15 protein-coding genes and 1 pseudogene are annotated in these 15,516 nt (G+C 69.8%); 2 read left to right on the plus strand and 14 right to left on the minus strand.

The features are described from left to right. Positions 1-182: 182 nt before the first annotated feature. From VGE49_RS04350 to VGE49_RS04360, 3 genes are read right to left on the minus strand one after another with little or no spacing between them, the layout of a single operon-like run. Positions 183-1,631 carry a sensor histidine kinase gene (locus tag VGE49_RS04350; RefSeq protein ID WP_331033356.1) on the minus strand — a complete coding sequence of 483 codons (1,449 nt, stop codon included), beginning with the start codon at positions 1,629-1,631 and terminating at the stop codon, positions 183-185. A gap of 7 nt (positions 1,632-1,638) precedes the next feature. Then, positions 1,639-2,319 carry a response regulator transcription factor gene (locus VGE49_RS04355; RefSeq protein WP_296177883.1) on the minus strand — a complete coding sequence of 227 codons (681 nt, stop codon included), beginning with the start codon at positions 2,317-2,319 and terminating at the stop codon, positions 1,639-1,641. Next, positions 2,320-2,658 (minus strand): hypothetical protein, encoded by a 339-nt coding sequence (locus VGE49_RS04360; protein ID WP_331033357.1) that lies wholly within the window; start codon positions 2,656-2,658, stop codon positions 2,320-2,322. It lies immediately after the preceding gene. A 262-nt stretch (positions 2,659-2,920) separates the two neighbouring features. Here VGE49_RS04360 and VGE49_RS04365 point away from each other — a divergent pair, with 262 nt between their 5' ends. Beyond that, positions 2,921-3,319 carry a hypothetical protein gene (locus VGE49_RS04365; protein WP_331033358.1) on the plus strand — a complete coding sequence of 133 codons (399 nt, stop codon included), beginning with the start codon at positions 2,921-2,923 and terminating at the stop codon, positions 3,317-3,319. 77 nt (positions 3,320-3,396) lie between these two features. Here VGE49_RS04365 and VGE49_RS04370 read toward each other — a convergent pair whose 3' ends face one another. The 4 genes from VGE49_RS04370 to folP all read right to left on the minus strand — a co-directional run bounded on the left by VGE49_RS04370 (position 3,397) and on the right by folP (position 6,259). Then, positions 3,397-3,963: a nucleotidyltransferase family protein gene (locus VGE49_RS04370; protein WP_331033359.1), complete on the minus strand. Its 567-nt coding sequence runs from the start codon at positions 3,961-3,963 to the stop codon at positions 3,397-3,399. 174 nt (positions 3,964-4,137) lie between these two features. After that, entirely contained in the window at positions 4,138-5,040 is a 903-nt protein-coding gene (gene thiD / locus VGE49_RS04375; protein ID WP_331033360.1) for a bifunctional hydroxymethylpyrimidine kinase/phosphomethylpyrimidine kinase, read from the minus strand. Then, entirely contained in the window at positions 5,037-5,381 is a 345-nt protein-coding gene (locus VGE49_RS04380; RefSeq protein ID WP_331033361.1) for a DMT family transporter, read from the minus strand. Before VGE49_RS04380 ends, thiD begins: the two co-directional genes overlap by 4 nt. A 41-nt stretch (positions 5,382-5,422) precedes the next feature. Further along, the gene (gene folP, locus VGE49_RS04385) at positions 5,423-6,259 is read right to left on the minus strand and encodes a dihydropteroate synthase (protein WP_331033362.1); all 837 of its coding nucleotides are present in this window, start codon (positions 6,257-6,259) and stop codon (positions 5,423-5,425) included. Between the two features lie 425 nt (positions 6,260-6,684). Here folP and VGE49_RS04390 point away from each other — a divergent pair, with 425 nt between their 5' ends. Further along, positions 6,685-7,116, plus strand: coding sequence for a GreA/GreB family elongation factor (locus tag VGE49_RS04390; RefSeq protein WP_331033363.1), 432 nt, complete (start codon positions 6,685-6,687; stop codon positions 7,114-7,116). 104 nt (positions 7,117-7,220) lie between these two features. Here the strand turns inward: VGE49_RS04390 and ftsH are convergent, their stop codons facing one another. From ftsH to VGE49_RS04425, 7 genes and pseudogenes are all read right to left on the minus strand, one after another. After that, positions 7,221-9,173: an ATP-dependent zinc metalloprotease FtsH gene (gene ftsH, locus VGE49_RS04395; RefSeq protein ID WP_331033364.1), complete on the minus strand. Its 1,953-nt coding sequence runs from the start codon at positions 9,171-9,173 to the stop codon at positions 7,221-7,223. A gap of 54 nt (positions 9,174-9,227) precedes the next feature. Then, positions 9,228-10,499: a tRNA lysidine(34) synthetase TilS gene (gene tilS / locus VGE49_RS04400; RefSeq protein ID WP_331033365.1), complete on the minus strand. Its 1,272-nt coding sequence runs from the start codon at positions 10,497-10,499 to the stop codon at positions 9,228-9,230. Between the two features lie 35 nt (positions 10,500-10,534). Next, positions 10,535-11,377 carry a tol-pal system YbgF family protein gene (locus tag VGE49_RS04405; protein ID WP_331033366.1) on the minus strand — a complete coding sequence of 281 codons (843 nt, stop codon included), beginning with the start codon at positions 11,375-11,377 and terminating at the stop codon, positions 10,535-10,537. Positions 11,378-11,424: 47 nt separating this feature from the next. Further along, positions 11,425-12,546, minus strand: coding sequence for a DUF3667 domain-containing protein (locus VGE49_RS04410; protein WP_331033367.1), 1,122 nt, complete (start codon positions 12,544-12,546; stop codon positions 11,425-11,427). A 137-nt stretch (positions 12,547-12,683) separates the two neighbouring features. Then, positions 12,684-13,238, minus strand: a complete 555-nt coding sequence (gene pal, locus VGE49_RS04415) for a peptidoglycan-associated lipoprotein Pal (protein WP_331033368.1) — start codon at positions 13,236-13,238, stop codon at positions 12,684-12,686. 149 nt (positions 13,239-13,387) lie between these two features. Next, positions 13,388-14,779, minus strand: coding sequence for a Tol-Pal system beta propeller repeat protein TolB (tolB, locus tag VGE49_RS04420; RefSeq protein ID WP_331033369.1), 1,392 nt, complete (start codon positions 14,777-14,779; stop codon positions 13,388-13,390). Between the two features lie 314 nt (positions 14,780-15,093). After that, positions 15,094-15,516, minus strand: a pseudogene (locus VGE49_RS04425) (hypothetical protein); the annotation flags it as partial.

Below are 15,516 nucleotides of genomic sequence, written 5' to 3' on the forward strand. Positions count from 1 at the left end.
GAACGCGAAGATCGCTCCGATCACGAGCGCCACCGGCAATACGTAGACCAGTAACACGTGGACCCCGACGTAGCCGCTATGTGACATCGCTCGCCCTCTCGCATGGGCTCAACCTACCAGAGCGTTGTCCGCTAACCACCCTTAGCTGACCTTCAGCGCGACCCTTACGGACGAAAACGGCCCTAGGCCTCCGCCGCGGGCAGCTCCAGCAGCACCTTGAGCCCCCCCATGTCGCTGTCGGCCAGCGTCACTCGGCCGCCGTAGGCCCGCGTCAGGTCCTCGACGATGGACAGGCCCAGGCCCGTGCCCGGCGTGTCCTCGTCCATCCGCGTACCGCGTTTCAGGGCGGCGTCGCGCTGGTCGGCGGGCAGGCCCGGCCCGTCGTCCTCGACCACCACGATCATCTGACCGGGCACCGAGGCCCCGGCTGAAATCCGCACCCGGCGTTTGCACCATTTGGCGGCGTTCTCGATCAGGTTGCCGAAGATCTCCTGCAGGTCCTGACGCTCGCCCAGGAAGGCCAGGTCGTCGGGCGCGCGCCAGTCGATCTCGACCCCCTTGGTCTCGAACACCCGCTCCAGCATGACGGCCAGCTCGTCCAGCACCTCGCCCACGGGCGTGCGCTCGCCCAGGCCATGGGCGGCGCGGGCGGCGGCGCGGGCGCGGCGCAGGTGGTGGTCCACCTGATCCTGCATGACCCGGGTCTGCTTGCGCACCATGTCGGGCAGGACGCCTTCGCTGCTCCCGGCCTCGGCCAGCATGACCGCCAGCGGCGTCTTCAGCGCATGGGCCAGGTTGCCGACGTGGGTGCGCTGGCGCTCCACCGTCTCCTGATTGTGGGTCAGCAGCCGGTTGACCTGTTCGGCCAGGGGCTGGATTTCCAGCGGATAGACGCCCTCGACCCGGTGCGATCTTCCTTTACGCACGTCCGAAATCTCGTCGCGCAGGTCGAACAGGGGGCGCAGGCCCACCCGCACCTGGATGAAGACCGCCGAAACCAGGCCGGCCCCCAGCAGCAGCATGGCCACCCAGGTCACGGTGGCGAACTGACGCGTGTCGGCGTCGATGTCGGAGCGGTCCACCCCGGCGAAGAAGACCACCGGCGCGGTGCGGCCCGGCAGCTGCTTCATGCTGGCGGCGATGCGCAGGGGCTCGCCCTTGGGCCCGTCCTCGGCGTTGTAGCTGACGGTCTGGCCGAAGGCGGCCGTCAGCCGCTCAGTCAGATCGGGCGCGTATTCCAGATCGGCCCGGCCCAGCGAGGCCGAACGCGCCACCACCTGCAACCGTCCGCCCGGGCCTTGCTCGGCCACCATCCAGTATTTGCCGGACAGCAGGCGCTGGGTGCGCGCGTCCTGAATCTCGCCGACGAAGACCTCGCCCTCCGGCGTGATGGTCGCCGCGACCACCGCCTCGTCGATGGTGTCGCCCAGCATGTTGCCCAGCCGCCGCAACGCCGATTCCTGGAACACCGATGTCAGCACAACGCCCGTGACCAGCAGGGCGACCAGAATCCAGGCCGAGGCCAGCCAGATCAGCCGCCGGGTCAGCGACTTGCCCGGCCGCCCGAACCAGCGGCCCCATTCGTTCCTGTGCGGCTTGGCGGGCGCTTCGGCCGCCCCGGCGTCGTTCATCCCGCGATCAGGCCGCGTCGCTTTCGCCGGCCAGCGGCGACAGGCGATAGCCCAGACCGCGCACCGTCTCGATCCGGTCCGAACCGATCTTCTTCCTCAACCGCCCGACAAAGACCTCGATGGTGTTGGAATCGCGGTCGAAGTCCTGATCGTACAGGTGCTCGACCAGCTCAGTGCGGCTGATGACCCGCCCCTGATGCATCATCATGTAGTGCAGCAGGCGGTATTCCAGCGAGGTCAGACGCAGCGGTTCGCCGTTGACCGTCGCCCGCGCCGCGCGCGGGTCCAGGCGCAGGCCTCCGCAGGTCAGGGTCGCCGCCGCATGGCCGGCCGAGCGGCGCAGCAGGGCGCGCAGGCGGGCCAGCAATTCTTCGGTGTGGAAGGGCTTGGTCAGATAGTCGTCGGCCCCGGCGTCAAAGCCCGCCACCTTGTCCGACCAGGCGCCGCGCGCCGTCAGGATCAGCACCGGCGTGGTCTTGCCCTCGCGGCGCCAACGCTCCAGCACCGACACGCCGTCGATCTTGGGCAGGCCCAGATCCAGCACCACCACGTCATAGGGTTCGGTGTCGCCCAGGAACCAGGCCTCCTCGCCGTCGGGCGCGTGGTCGACGGCGTATCCGGCGTCGGCCAGCGCGGTCTTCAGCTGGCGCGACAGATCGACGTCGTCCTCGACAAGCAGCACCCGCATTCAGTCGTCTCCGCGAACCCGGCCGGACTGGCCGTCAACCTGTATGTCCGACACGCGCCCGCCCGGATATTCCCAGCGCACCACATAGTCGCCGCCGCGCTGGCTGACGCCCAGCATCCGGCCGGGACGGCCCGACTGGACGCGACGGGCGATGTCGCCGGGGTCCGCGCGCGGCGCCGAACGCGGCGCGTCGCGGAAGCCCTGACCGGGATAGTTCCGGGGCTCTTCACGACGATCCTGATCGCGATCCCGGTCGCGGCCGCGCGACTGGGCCGCCGCCTCCGTCAGGGGAACGAGGGCGATCAGGCCGGCCAGCAGGAGGGCTCGAATACGCATCATGGGTTGTCTTCTAGACAGGGGCCTCTGAACAGGGGCTGAACGCGCAGTCTACCGCTGTTCATCCGGACAAGGAACGCACCAGGGCGGATTCTCCGTCGCTGTCGCCCATTCGCCCCACAGGCGGGCGCCGCGCGAAGATGACGAACTTCTCATACTGATGAACCCTGCCTGAAACGCGCCGTTCAGATGCGGCTCAGCCGTCGGGTGGTCTTTTGGGATCAACGCAGCCGATCCGGTTGCGACGAACCGAAGGAGCAAGACCATGAAGAAGCTGCTGATCCCCGCCCTGGCCGTCGCTGTCACCTCGGCCGCCCTGCCCGCCGCCGCCCAATCCTATGGCGGGGCCTATGACCGCCACGGCCCGTCGCGCGACTACGACCGGGGCCACGGCTATGAGCAGAACTACAACGGCTGGAACGCCATCGCCCAGCGCAAGCACAACCTGGACCGCCGCATCGATCAGGGCGTCCGCAACCGCCAGCTCAGCCGCCGCGAGGCCTCGCGTCTGCAGGACGAGCTGGACAGCCTGGTCCGCCTGGAGCGCCACTACATGCGCGGCGGCCTGACCCGCTGGGAGCGCCAGGACCTGGACCGTCGCTACGACCGCCTGTCCGACAAGGTCCGCTACGAGCGCAACGACCACGACGGCCGCCGCCACTGACGACTGACCAAGGGGCGCGATCCGCAAGGCTCGCGCCCTTTTCTTATTCGCCCTTCTCCCCTTGAGGGAGAAGAACGTCAGATCACCACCCTGATCTCCGGCCAGCGCCCGCGCGCGCTGGCGACCACCTTGTCCCACCCCTTGGCCAGGCCCCGCGTCGGATTGGGCCGGATGGTCAGGTCGAACACGTCCTCCAGCCCGAAGGGCGCGACCACGCTGATCGCGTCGTCCGCCTCCAGCCGCACCCCGACAGCGAAGGCCGGCGCCACGAACCGCGCCGGGGCGTCGTCCGTGCAGGTCAGGGCCTCATAGGGCTCGCCGAACCTACCCTCGAACCACAGATGCACCCGCGCCTGATTGCGCACCTCGACCTGTTCGCGCACCGGCGGCTCGAAGGCGGCGGCGACCCGCTTGATGACCACGTCCTCGGCGTCCCACGAGACATCAGGATCGAAATAGCCGATGTCGTAGTCCTTGATCCCATAGCCCGTCGCCCGCCCCGTCCGGGCGTTCCACACCGCCTGATAGACCGCCCCCGAAAACAGCCGCCAGTCCGGCAGGTCCAGGTCCCGCATCACGCCCAGCACATGCATCAGCGCCGGGTCGGCGCGGACGATCTCGATCAGTCGGGTCTCAAGGGTCATGGGCGGCAGAGATGGCGATTCCGCGAGCGCGCCAACCTCTTTCCTCCCCATTTCATGGGGAGGGGGACCGCGCAGCGGTGGAGGGGCCGGCGCAATCGGTTGACGTGGAGTCGCCCCCTCCGTCACGTCGCCTTCAGCGCCGCGCCACCTCCCCATAAAATGGGGAGGAAAAACCTAGCGATCTCGCAACGGCCAGCCGTGATCCAGCGGCCCATGCCCCTGGCCCAGGCCCGGCGCGCGGCGGATAGCTTCGGCCACATAGGCCCAGGCCTCGGCGACGGCGGTCTGCAGCGGCAGGCCCTTGGCGATCCCGGCGGCGCAGGCGCTGGCCAGGGTGCAGCCGGTGCCGTGGGTGTGGCGCGTGTCGATGCGTTCGCTCTCCAGCACCGTCTCGCCGTCGCGCGTCAGCAACAGGTCGATCACCGTCTCGCCCGGCACATGGCCGCCCTTCATCAGCACCGCCATCGCGCCCATCTCCAGCAAGGCCTCGCCCGCCCGGCGCTGGCCGTCCAGATCGGCGACGGCGATCCCGGTCAGGGCCTCGGCCTCGGGCGCATTGGGGGTCAGCAGGGCCGCGCGCGGCACCATCAGCCGCCGCACCGCCTCGACCGCACGATCCTCCAGCAGGGGCGAACCGCCCTTGGCGATCATCACCGGGTCCACCACCGTCGGCACGTTGTCGGCGTAGTCGATCAGGCCCGCCACCGCCTCGACCACCTCGACCGAGCCCAGCATCCCGGTCTTCAACGCGTCGGCGCCGATGTCGTCCAGCACGGCCTTGGCCTGGGCCTCGATGACGTCGATCGGCAGGGGATAGACCCCGTGAACCCCCATCGTGTTCTGAATGGTGATCGCCGTGATCGCCGTGGCGGCGAACCCGCCCAGCATGGTGACGGCCTTGATGTCGGCCTGCACGCCCGCGCCGCCGCCGGAGTCGGACCCGGCGATGATCAGAACCCGGCCTTTCTTTTGGTCCCTATCGTCTCCGACGCGGTCGGAGGCTGCTCGAGGGAGGTTGGTTTCCCTATCGCCGCCCGCGCGGCGGTCGGCTGCTTGAGGGAGGTTGTGTTCACTCATGCCGCCGCTCCCGAAAACAGTTTCAGTCCGACGATGCCGGCCACGATCAGCAGGATGCACACGGCCCGCACCGCCGTCGCCGGCTCGCCATAGACCACGATGCCGACCGCCGCCGCGCCCACGGCGCCGATGCCGGTCCATACCGCATAGGCCGTGCCCACCGGCAGTTTCTGCGTGGCGATCCACAGCCCGACCATGCTGGCGACCAGGGCCGCGCCCACGCCCAGCGAGATCAGCGGCCGCTGCACGCCCACATATTTGATGCCCGAGGCCCACATGACCTCGAACAGACCCGCGATGATCAGCACGGCCCACGGATTGAAAGACAAAAGCCAGGACATGACGGCTGCATGACCCAGCCGCCGGGCCGGGGCAACCGGTTTCAGCCCGCGTTCGCCACCGCCGCCTGGATCTTCAGCGCTTGCACCGTCTCGCGCACGTCGTGGACGCGCACCATCCTGGCCCCGCGCCGCGCCCCCTCCAGCGCCAGGGCCAGCGAGCCGCCCAGCCGGTCGGTGGCTGCGACCGCCGTGGCGTCCACGCCCTGAATGGTCCGCTTGCGGCTGGCGGCGTAGAGCACCGGGAAGCCCAGATCGACTAGGGCCTCCAGCCGCGCCGTCACCGCCAGATTGTGCGCCGTCGTCTTGGCGAAGCCGATGCCGGGGTCCAGCCAGATCCTGTCGCGCGCCACCCCCGCCGCCATCGCCGCCTCGGCCCGCGCCGCCAGATGGGCCACGACCTCGCCGACCACGTCGCCATAGCGCGGGTCGTCCTGCATGGTCTTGGGTTCGCCCTTCATGTGCATCAGCACCACCTCGCAGCCCAGTTCGGCGGCGGTCGCCAGACTGTCGGGCGCGTGGCTCAGGGCCGTCACGTCGTTCCACATCCTCGCCCCGGCGGCGACGGCGGCCCGCGCCACGCCCGGCTTCATGGTGTCGATGCTGATCACCCCGCCCCAGCGGGCGCGCAGGGCGGTGATCAGCGGCAGGGTGCGCATGATCTCCTGATCCTCGCTCACCGGCTCAGAGCCCGGCCGCGTGCTCTCGCCGCCCACGTCCAGAACCTCGGCCCCCTGTTCGATCAGCCGCAGGGCGTGGGCCAGCGCCGCCTCCTGCGTCGCCAGCCGCCCGCCGTCGGAAAAACTGTCCGGCGTCACGTTGACGATGCCCATCACAAGCGGTGGGACCAACGGCGGCTTCACGAGGGATTGAAGGCTCATGCGACAAGAACTCCCAAGGCGCCGGTTTGACTTTCCGCGCGCCGAGGCCCAGCCTCTAACCACTATGGAACGTTTCGTCAGCCAGGCTCGACGCCTCACCCACGCGGGTCGCCGCGTCGAAGGCATCTAACCCGTAGCGGCCAGCCTGCGCTGTCGCCCGCTACGGGGCGCGTCGCTTCGCATTCTTCCCTAGTTCCCTAACATCAGGATCGCGCACGCCGCCCGCCGGCCGTCCGCGAACACGCCTGCCATGACCCCACTTCAAGACGATCCGCCCGCACGCGGCGCCGACATCCTGCCTTTCCGGCGCCCTGCGACGCCGCCGGTATCCTCGCCCGAGCCAGCGCCCCCCGGCGACGGCGACGACGACGACGGCCCCACGGCCGCCTGACACCTTCTTGCCCTTCTTCACATCGAGAACCGAAATGACCGCCTCCAAACCCCGCGGCCGCCCTCCGGCCCTGCCCGCCATCGTCCTCAGCCGCCAGGACTTCGACGCCCTCGACCGTCTTGTCGGCGACCTGCCCGGAACCGGCCCCGCCGGCCTGCTGCAACAGGAACTGGACCGCGCCGAGGTCTGCGAGACCGCCGACCTGCCGCACGACGTGGTGACGCTGAACCGCTGGCTCCACTACGCCGACGACCGCCACCCCGAGGTGCGCCGCGTCCAACTGGTGCTCCCGCGCGAGGCCGACATCGACGCCGGCCGCGTCTCTGTCCTGTCCCACGTCGGCGCCGGCCTGATCGGCCTCAAGGAAGGCCAGTCCATCCTCTGGCCGGACCCGTCGGGCGAAACCCGCAAGCTGACGCCGATCCTCATTGAAGACCCCGATCCCATCGAGTCCATCGCCCACTGAAAGGCCCTGCGCCGGCGCTGACGCCGGCGCGCGGCGCGCGACGAGCATGAAAAAGGGGCGCACCTCGCGGCGCGCCCCTCGTTCGTTTCCGCCGGTGCGACGGATCAGGCGGTCGGCACGCTGGTCGCCGGCGCGGCGACCGGCTCCGCCGCCACCGGCTCGTCCGTCGGCGTCACCGGCACCGAGACCGAGGGCCCCGGCACGGGCGAGTTGGCCTCGTCGCGGTTCGGGGTGATCCCCTTTTCCAGCAGGTCGGTGATCTCCTGACCCGACAGGGTCTCGTATTCCAGCAAGGCCTGGGCCAGCTTCTCCAGATCCGCGGCCTTGTCGGTCAGGATCTGACGCGCCTCGTCCCACCCGGACGTGACCAGCTTCTTGACCTCGCTGTCGATCAGACGCGCGGTTTCCTCAGAGATGTTCTGGCTGCGCGCGACCGAGTGGCCCAGGAAGACCTCCTGCTCGTTCTCGCCATAGGCCACAGTCCCCAAGACGTCCGAGAAGCCCCACTGCGTCACCATGCGGCGCGCCAGCTTGGTCGCCTGCTGGATGTCGGAGCTGGCGCCCGAGGTGATGTTCTCCTTGCCGAAGATCAGCTCCTCGGCCACGCGGCCGCCGGCCATGATGGCGATGCGGTCGACCATCTGCTGGTACTTCATGGAATAGCGGTCGCCTTCCGGCAGCTGCATCACCATGCCCAGGGCCTGTCCGCGCGGGACGATGGTCGCCTTGTGCACCGGATCGGCCATCTTGACGTTGATGGCGACGATGGCGTGGCCGCCTTCGTGATAGGCGGTCAGACGCTTCTCTTCCTCGTTCATGGCCATAGACTTGCGCTCGGCGCCCATCATGACCTTGTCCTTGGCGTCCTCGAAGTCGCGGTGCGTGACCATGCGGCGGTCCTTGCGGGCGGCCATCAGGGCGGCTTCGTTGACCAGATTGGCCAGGTCAGCGCCCGAGAAGCCCGGCGTGCCTCGCGCGATCGTCTTGACGTTGACGTCGGCGGCCAGCGGCACGTCCTTCATGTGCACGCGCAGGATGCGTTCGCGGCCCGAGACGTCGGGGTTCGGCACCACGACCTGACGGTCGAAGCGGCCGGGACGCAGCAGGGCCGGGTCCAGAACGTCGGGACGGTTGGTCGCCGCGATCAGGATGATGCCCTCGTTGGACTCAAACCCGTCCATCTCGACCAGCAGCTGGTTCAGCGTCTGTTCGCGCTCGTCGTTACCGCCGCCGAGGCCTGCGCCACGGTGACGACCCACGGCGTCGATTTCATCGATGAAGATGATGCAGGGCGCGTTCTTCTTGGCCTGCTCGAACATGTCGCGGACGCGGCTGGCGCCGACGCCGACGAACATCTCGACGAAGTCCGAACCCGAGATCGAGAAGAAGGGCACGCCCGCCTCGCCCGCGACGGCGCGGGCCAGCAGGGTCTTGCCGGTGCCGGGAGGGCCGACCAGCAAGGCGCCCTTGGGAATCTTGCCGCCCAGACGCTGGAACTTGGCCGGGTCCTTCAGGAAGTCGACGACCTCCTGCAGTTCTTCCTTGGCCTCGTCCACGCCGGCGACGTCGTCAAAGGTCTTGCGGCCCTTGTGCTCGGTCAGCAGCTTGGCCTTGGACTTGCCGAAGCCCATGGCGCCCTTCGCCCCGCCCTGCATCCGGTTCATGATGAAGAACCAGAAGGCGATGATCAGCGCCACCGGCAGCAGCAGGCCCAGCAGGCCCGACCACCAGGGCTGGCGCGTGCTCTTGACGTCCACGGCGGCGCCCGCCGCCTGCATCTTGTCGATGATGTCGGCGTTGGGCAGAGGCGTGACGGTCGTGAACTTGCTGTCGTTCTTGTAGACGCCGCTGACCGTGTCGCCGCGCACCGTCGCCGTCTTGATCTCCTGACCGTTGATGGCGGCGATCAGTTGCGAATAGGTGATGGGATCGGGACGGCCCGCCGCCGCGGCCTTGGCGCCCGGCATGGCCGCGCCGCCGTTCTGGCCGATGGCGGCGTAAACCGCGACCAGACCCAGCAGGATCACGCCCCAGATGGCGAAGTTACGCAGATTCATTCGGTCCTCGGTTTCTCGGCGCGCGCCCTGAGGCTCCGCCGATCAGCAGTCTTTCTAAGAAAATAGGTCAGTCGGCGCGGTTTCGCCATGCATGGGGTGAAAGAGGTCGTTCTCCTGCGTCGTTTCGCCCAAGGCCAGGTCCAGGCGCCGCACCCCCAGGGCCCGCACGCTCGCCCCCCGCCATGCAAGAACCGGCGCATCCCCGCCGTCCCGGATCAGCACGGGCAGCCCCCGGCGCGCCGCCGCCGGCAGCCCCGCCAGCACGCGCCGATCCGCCTCCGACAACCGCGCCAGCCTTCCCGCCGCCGCCTCGACGCGCCAGCCCGGCTCGCGCGCCGTGATCTCGAACCGCCCGTCCCAGACGGCGGCGACGCCCGGCTCCGGCGTCAGGAGCGCAGGCGGCCGACGCCGCATCTCCCCCGGCTCGCGCATCAGCCGCACCGAGGCGCCGTCCGCCTCGACCCGCGCCCCCGCCAACCCCGCAACGAAATCCTCGCCCCCCGCCAGCCGCGCCTTCAACGCCGCCAGCTTCTCCCCGCGCGGCGGCGTCGCCCCGCCCCCCGCGCACAACAGGGCCGCCGCCAGGGTGGACGCCGAGGCGTCGCGGGGGATTTCCAGCACGCCCGCCCAGGCCAGACTCGCCCGCTCGCCCGCCCCTTCATGGGGAGGGGGGTCGCGCAGCGACCGCGTGGGGAGGGTCACGCCAACCTCGTCCGTCGCCAAGCCGCCCGCCAAGGCCGCCCGCGCCCGGCTGCGCCCGAACCGCGCGTCCGCATTGGCCGGGTCCTCGATCCAGCCCTGCCCCCGCGCCGTCAGATAGTCCCGCAAGGCCTGGCGCCGCTCGTCCAGCAGGGGCCGCAGCAGCATCAGCCCCCGCCCCTGAGGCCAGACCGGCGAGGGCGACCACTCGCGCACCCGCCCCAGGGTCGAGCCGCGCGCCCGCATCCAGTCGGCCTCGGCCGCGTCGTCGTTGGTGTGGGCCAGCAGCACGACCTTCGCCCCCGCCGCCCGCGCCGCCTCGGCGATCAGCCCATGCCGCGCTGTCCGCGCCCGCGCCGTCAGGCCCGGTCCTGGCCCGGCCTCGTCCCAGCTCAGACCGCGCCAGTCGGCCCCCAGCGCGCGTGCCGCCTCGCCCGCGAACCCGGACCAGTTCGCGCTTTGAGGATTGAGATTGTGATCGACCGTCAAGGCCAGCAGCCGCCGCCCGCGCGCCTTCGCCCAGTCCGCCGCCAGATGCAGCAGGGCCAGGGAATCGCCCCCGCCCGACAGGGCCAGCGCGACCGGCTCGCCCCTGCCTGCATCCAGCCGCGCGTCCAGCCGGGCCAAGACCCGGCTGGTCAGGCCGTCGGCGTCGTCTGGCGTCAGCTGCAGTTCGCCCGCGTGCGCAGTTGCGTGGCGCGGGTCTTCTGCGCCGCCGTCGCCGTCTCGGCGTAGCGGCGCGTGAACTCGGTCAGGGCGCCGCAGGCCTGGGTGGCCCGGTCGGTGGCGCGCAGGGCCTCGGCCAGCTTCAGCGTCGTCTCAGGCGCCCAGGGCGTGCGCGGCCAGCCGTTCAGGGCGGCGGCGTAGGCGGGCACGGCGGCGGCGTTGTCGCGCGCCGCCACATGCAGGTCGCCCAGACGCGAGTTTGCCTCGCGCGACTGCGGCGTATTGGGCCAGGTCACGATGACCGTCTCCAGCGCCCGCTGCCCGCGCGCCCCGTCGGTCCCCAGCAGGCGCAGCGCCGCCGTCAGGTCCTGGGACGCGTCGCCGGTCGGCGAGTTGGCGACGATCGGCCCGTTCAGCTCGGCCTCTTCCTGCGCCGCCTTCTCGGCGCGCTCGACCCGGCCTTCCAGATCGCGCAGACGACGGCTCAGGGCGGCGTTGTCGCGCGTCGCCTCATCCAGCTGGAAGGTCAGGCGCTCGCCGTCGGCGTTCACCCGCTGGAAGGTCTGCTCCAGATCCGACAGGCGGCGTTCCATGATCTGAAGCTGGCCCTGCATGGCCACAACCTCAGGATCGGGCTCGACCAGGACGGGCTGGCCGGCGGCGTTCCTCTGGGTCAGGGCGCGCTCCAGACGGCGGACGTTGCGGTCCAGCTGATCCAGACGGCGCTTGTCCCACTGGACCGGCTCCATCGGCGCGACCTGGGCGACGACCGCGCCCCCGATCAGGGTCAGACCAATCGCCGTCAGGGCGGCGGATTTAGAAAAAGGCAGCTTCAGCATGTCTCAAGTCGTCCCATCGATTTGCGGCGCTCGCAAGGCCGAGTTGGTCAGTGGCCGAGGCCCAGATAGATGATGGCCAAGATGAACAGGGTCGCCGCGATCTCGCAGAAGATCACCAGAGCGATCGTCCGCCACAGGGTCGAGAAGATCTTCAGGCTGTAGGCGCCCTTCAGCTGGGCGAACATGTGGACCGGCACGATCAGGCCCGCCGCCAGCCCTGCGGCGGCTCCCGCCCCCTTGATCGTTGTCGCCACGATCACCACCGCCATCAGCAGCAGGGACATGAAGGTCAGCGAATAGAGGACGAAGACCCCGTGGTCGTACAGGGTGAAGCCCCGCTTCCACAGGAACATCAGGGCCACGAACGGGATCGACAGCGGCACCAGCAGGAAGGCGAATTTGTAGATGGTCTGCTGCAGCTTGTAGAGCGCCAGGTCCGGGTTCTTCAGCTTCTTGGCGACCGTCTTGGTCAGGCCGTTGGCGTTCCCGTCCTTGCCCACGTCGGCGGCGATGTCGGCCACCTGGGCCTGCCAGCTGCCGGGCGTCAGGCCGTCCTTGCGGCCCTCGACGGCGTCATGCTGCAGCCGCTCCAGCTTGGCCTTCTCGCTGATCACCCCGGCCTGGGCGGCGGCCAGTACCCCGGCCGCGACCCCGGCACGCGCGCCGCTGTTTGGCGCAGGGGGCGCGCCGTCGGCGGGCTCCATCGCCGCGACGGCCGCGTCGACCTCCTTCTGGGCGGCGACGACGACCTGCTCGGCCTCGGCGATCGCCTCGCGCTGGGCGGCGATCTGTTCCGGCAGGGACTGCAGCTTCACTTCCGAGTGCGGCATGAAGCTCAGGGCGAAGAACATGACGAACAGGGTGAACAGGAACATGGCTAGCGGCGAGACGTAGCGGGTCCGCTTGCCCTGCACCCATTCCCGCGTCAGCCGTCCGGGGTTCAGCACCAGCAGCGGCAGGGTGCGCCAGAAGCGCCCGTCGAAATGCATGACGCCGTGCAGCAGTTCCTCGCCCAGGTGCAGCAGGCTGCGGTGGACGTGCGCCGCCTGACCGCAGTTGGAGCAGAAGTTGCCCGTCACCTCGGCCCCGCAGTCGGCGCAGATCGTATGGTGTTCGCCCGCCTGCCCCGTCGGCTTCTCGATCGCCCCTGCAATGATTCCGCCCGTCATGGCGCCGCCTGCCGCTTCCAGATCAATCACGCTCTTCCCCCCGGATTCGGCGCGGACTTTGATCTTCCCCGCTCTCAAAGAAAAGAGGCGCCGGCTGCAAAGCCGACGCCTCTCGTCATTCAAGCCTTGCTCCGCGGTTAGCGCGGCGCGCCCGACACGATGGCGGTGTGGGCGTTGCGGTTCCGGGCCCAGGCCTGCTCGTTCGAACCCTCGGCGATCGGGCGCTCCTTGCCGAAGCTGATGGTGTCGATGCGGCCGGCGGGCACGCCGCGCTGGATCAGATAGCTGCGGACGGCCTCGGCGCGACGGGCGCCCAGGGCCAGGTTGTATTCGCGCGTGCCGCGCTCGTCGGCATTGCCTTCAATGCGGACCGTGACCTGGGGATAGCGCGACAGCCAGGCGGCCTGGGCGTCCAGACGCGGCTGGGCCTCCGGGCGCACCGAATAGGAGTCCAGGTCGAAGTAGACGCGGTCGCCGACATTGACGACGAAGTCCTGCTCCGAACCCGGCATGGCGGCGCCGACGTTGCCGCCTTCGACGGGGCCGGTCGGGGCGGTCGGATACTGCGGGCCGGTCGGCTGGGCGGGCTGCGTCGGCACGGCCGGCTCGACCTTGGGCTTGGGCGCGCAAGCGGCCAGGGCGGCGACGGCGGCGCTGACGGCGGCCAGCTTGATCAGGGTCGAGGTGTTCATCGGGTCGTCTCCTTGGTTCGGTCTGAGGACGGCGGCCTCAAGCTTGGCTTTATGCGGGTCAGCTAGACTGCGACGCGGCGCCGCGCCAGCCGCGATAACGCACAGTTTATGGGAATGGCTCCGGTCGTGATCTCACGAAGCCGTAAGCGTCAGGCGGGGCAGCTGTCGGGTCCCTGCCCCACGCCCAGATTGGCCGGCGGCGCGTCCAGCAGGCCCGACCAGGCCGGGTCGGACCCGCGCTCCTGATAGCCCGCCTGCGACACCACCCGGCCCGACAGGTCCACCGTCCACAGACGCGTGTCGCCGCCGGGGCTCTGGCGCGCGAAGGCGATGTAGCGGCCGTTCGGCGCCCAGGACGGGCCTTCCTCGAAATAGCTGGACGACAGGATGCGCTCGCCCGTGCCGTCCGACTTCATCACGCCGATGTGGAAGCGTCCGCCCGACTGCTTGGTGAAGGCGATCAGGTCGCCGCGCGGGCTCCAGGCCGGGGCGGTGTAGAGGCCGCCGCCGCGCGAGATCGGGCGCTGGCCCGAGCCGTCCGCCCGCATGGTGTAGAGCCGCGCCGTGCCCGAGCGGTCCGAGGTGAAGACGATCTGGTTGCCGTCCGGGCTGAACGAGGGCGAGGTGTCGATGCCGGGGTCCGAGGTCAGGCGCGACAGCTGGCGCGTCCGCAGGTTCATCACATAGACGTCGGTGTTGCCGCCGCGGATGATCGAGAAGGCCATCTTGGACCCGTCGTTCGAGAAGCGCGGCGCCAGCACCTGACCGTCGAACTCGCCCAGGCTTTCGCGCCGCCCGGTCGACAGGTTGTAAAGATAGATGCGGCTGTAGTCCTTGCCCAGCGCCACATAGGTCACTTCGTCGGGGTTCGAGAACGAGAAGCGCGGCGACATGATCACCTCGTCGCCCTGGGTCAGGAAGACGGGGTTGTAGCCGTCCTGATCGACGATGGTCAGGCGCGACAGCTTGTTCAGCTGGGTGCCGCTCTCGGACACGAACAGGACCCTTGAATCGAAGAAGCCCGCCTCGCCCGTCAGGCGCTGATAGACCACGTCCGAAATCTTGTGCGCGATCCGGCGCCACTGCTCTGAAGTGGCGGTGAACTGATAGCTGACCAGCTGGCACTGGCGGTAGGGGTCGTACAGGCGGAAGCCCACGTCCACCCGACCATCGGCGCGCGGCGTGACGCCGCCGTACAGCACCGCTTGCGCCCCGATCGTCGTCCACTGCGGGAAGTTGGGCGCATTGGCCAGGGTCAGGCCGGTCTCGATGAAGCTGCGCGGATCCAGCGGGTCAAAGAAGCCCGACCGCTTCAGGTTGCCGCTGACCACGCTCGAAATCTGCGGCCCGTTCGGCCCCGTGAAGGGCGCCACCGCGATCTGCAGCGGCCGCAGCACGCCCTCGTCCACCACCACGTCCTGCATCGGTGCGGCGGCCGCAGTCGCCTGGGGCTGGGTCTGTGCGGAAGCCGGCGCCTGTACCATCGCCGGGGCCGCCATCACGACCGCGGCGGCCGAGGCGAGGAGAAGGTGCAGACGCATAGGGAACTCCCGGAAGTTGGACGGCTCGTCGGTCCTTATCGCCAGACCGTATGACAAAAACCAGCTTGTGAAAGACAAGCTTGCCCCGGAATGGGGCGACTTTCAGACTTTAACGCCGCCCCAGCTCAATCCTCCCCCGTTCACGGGGGAGGGGGACCGCCGCAGGCGGTGGAGGGGGCGGCCGCTACCACAACGCTCAGACCGGATCCACGTCACCCCCGCCCAAACGTGGACGCCCGATCTCGCCCCCTCCACCATGCTGCGCATGGCCCCCTCCCCCGCTTCGCAGGGGAGGATCGCTAAGGCGGAAAGCCCTATCGACCCCCGCACTGACGCGCGGTTTCAAACCGGAAAGGCACGTCCTGCGCCTGGAAACCTGCCGGCACCGTGAACGGCGAGGTCGCCCGCAACGCTCGCAGCATGGCGTCCGACGCCGCCCGCCAGGTCGGGTCGCTGCGCGTATCCTGCAAGCGCGGCGCCCCGATGATGTCCCCGTCGGCGCTCAGCCGCACCGTAACGCGGATCACCAGATCATCCATCCCGGGCATGTCGCAGTTCAGATTCCAGTTGGGCGTCACCTGAGCGCCCAGGGCGGCCAGCTGAGGCCCGGTGGCGCGCGAGGCCGTCCCCGACCCCTGCTGACCCGTCGCCGGACGGCCCCGGTTCGGCGTCTGGCGCGGCGGACCGGCCAGGGCGTCCAGGTCCAGACCGGGCGCGGGCTTGGCCGGCGCCGGGCG

This window comes from Brevundimonas sp. (assembly GCF_036405315.1).
Taxonomy (GTDB): Bacteria; Pseudomonadota; Alphaproteobacteria; order Caulobacterales; family Caulobacteraceae; genus Brevundimonas.

Bases quoted from the DNA above. Each gene is read 5' to 3' on its own strand.
- VGE49_RS04350 (WP_331033356.1), bottom strand. From the start codon at position 1,631: ATGAACGACGCCGGGGCGGCCGAAGCGCCCGCCAAGCCGCACAGGAAC.
- VGE49_RS04355 (WP_296177883.1), bottom strand. From the start codon at position 2,319: ATGCGGGTGCTGCTTGTCGAGGACGACGTCGATCTGTCGCGCCAGCTG.
- VGE49_RS04360 (WP_331033357.1), bottom strand. From the start codon at position 2,658: ATGATGCGTATTCGAGCCCTCCTGCTGGCCGGCCTGATCGCCCTCGTT.
- VGE49_RS04365 (WP_331033358.1), top strand. From the start codon at position 2,921: ATGAAGAAGCTGCTGATCCCCGCCCTGGCCGTCGCTGTCACCTCGGCC.
- VGE49_RS04370 (WP_331033359.1), bottom strand. From the start codon at position 3,963: ATGACCCTTGAGACCCGACTGATCGAGATCGTCCGCGCCGACCCGGCG.
- thiD (WP_331033360.1), bottom strand. From the start codon at position 5,040: ATGAGTGAACACAACCTCCCTCAAGCAGCCGACCGCCGCGCGGGCGGC.
- VGE49_RS04380 (WP_331033361.1), bottom strand. From the start codon at position 5,381: ATGTCCTGGCTTTTGTCTTTCAATCCGTGGGCCGTGCTGATCATCGCG.
- folP (WP_331033362.1), bottom strand. From the start codon at position 6,259: ATGAGCCTTCAATCCCTCGTGAAGCCGCCGTTGGTCCCACCGCTTGTG.
- VGE49_RS04390 (WP_331033363.1), top strand. From the start codon at position 6,685: ATGACCGCCTCCAAACCCCGCGGCCGCCCTCCGGCCCTGCCCGCCATC.
- ftsH (WP_331033364.1), bottom strand. From the start codon at position 9,173: ATGAATCTGCGTAACTTCGCCATCTGGGGCGTGATCCTGCTGGGTCTG.
- VGE49_RS04405 (WP_331033366.1), bottom strand. From the start codon at position 11,377: ATGCTGAAGCTGCCTTTTTCTAAATCCGCCGCCCTGACGGCGATTGGT.
- VGE49_RS04410 (WP_331033367.1), bottom strand. From the start codon at position 12,546: ATGACGGGCGGAATCATTGCAGGGGCGATCGAGAAGCCGACGGGGCAG.
- pal (WP_331033368.1), bottom strand. From the start codon at position 13,238: ATGAACACCTCGACCCTGATCAAGCTGGCCGCCGTCAGCGCCGCCGTC.
- tolB (WP_331033369.1), bottom strand. From the start codon at position 14,779: ATGCGTCTGCACCTTCTCCTCGCCTCGGCCGCCGCGGTCGTGATGGCG.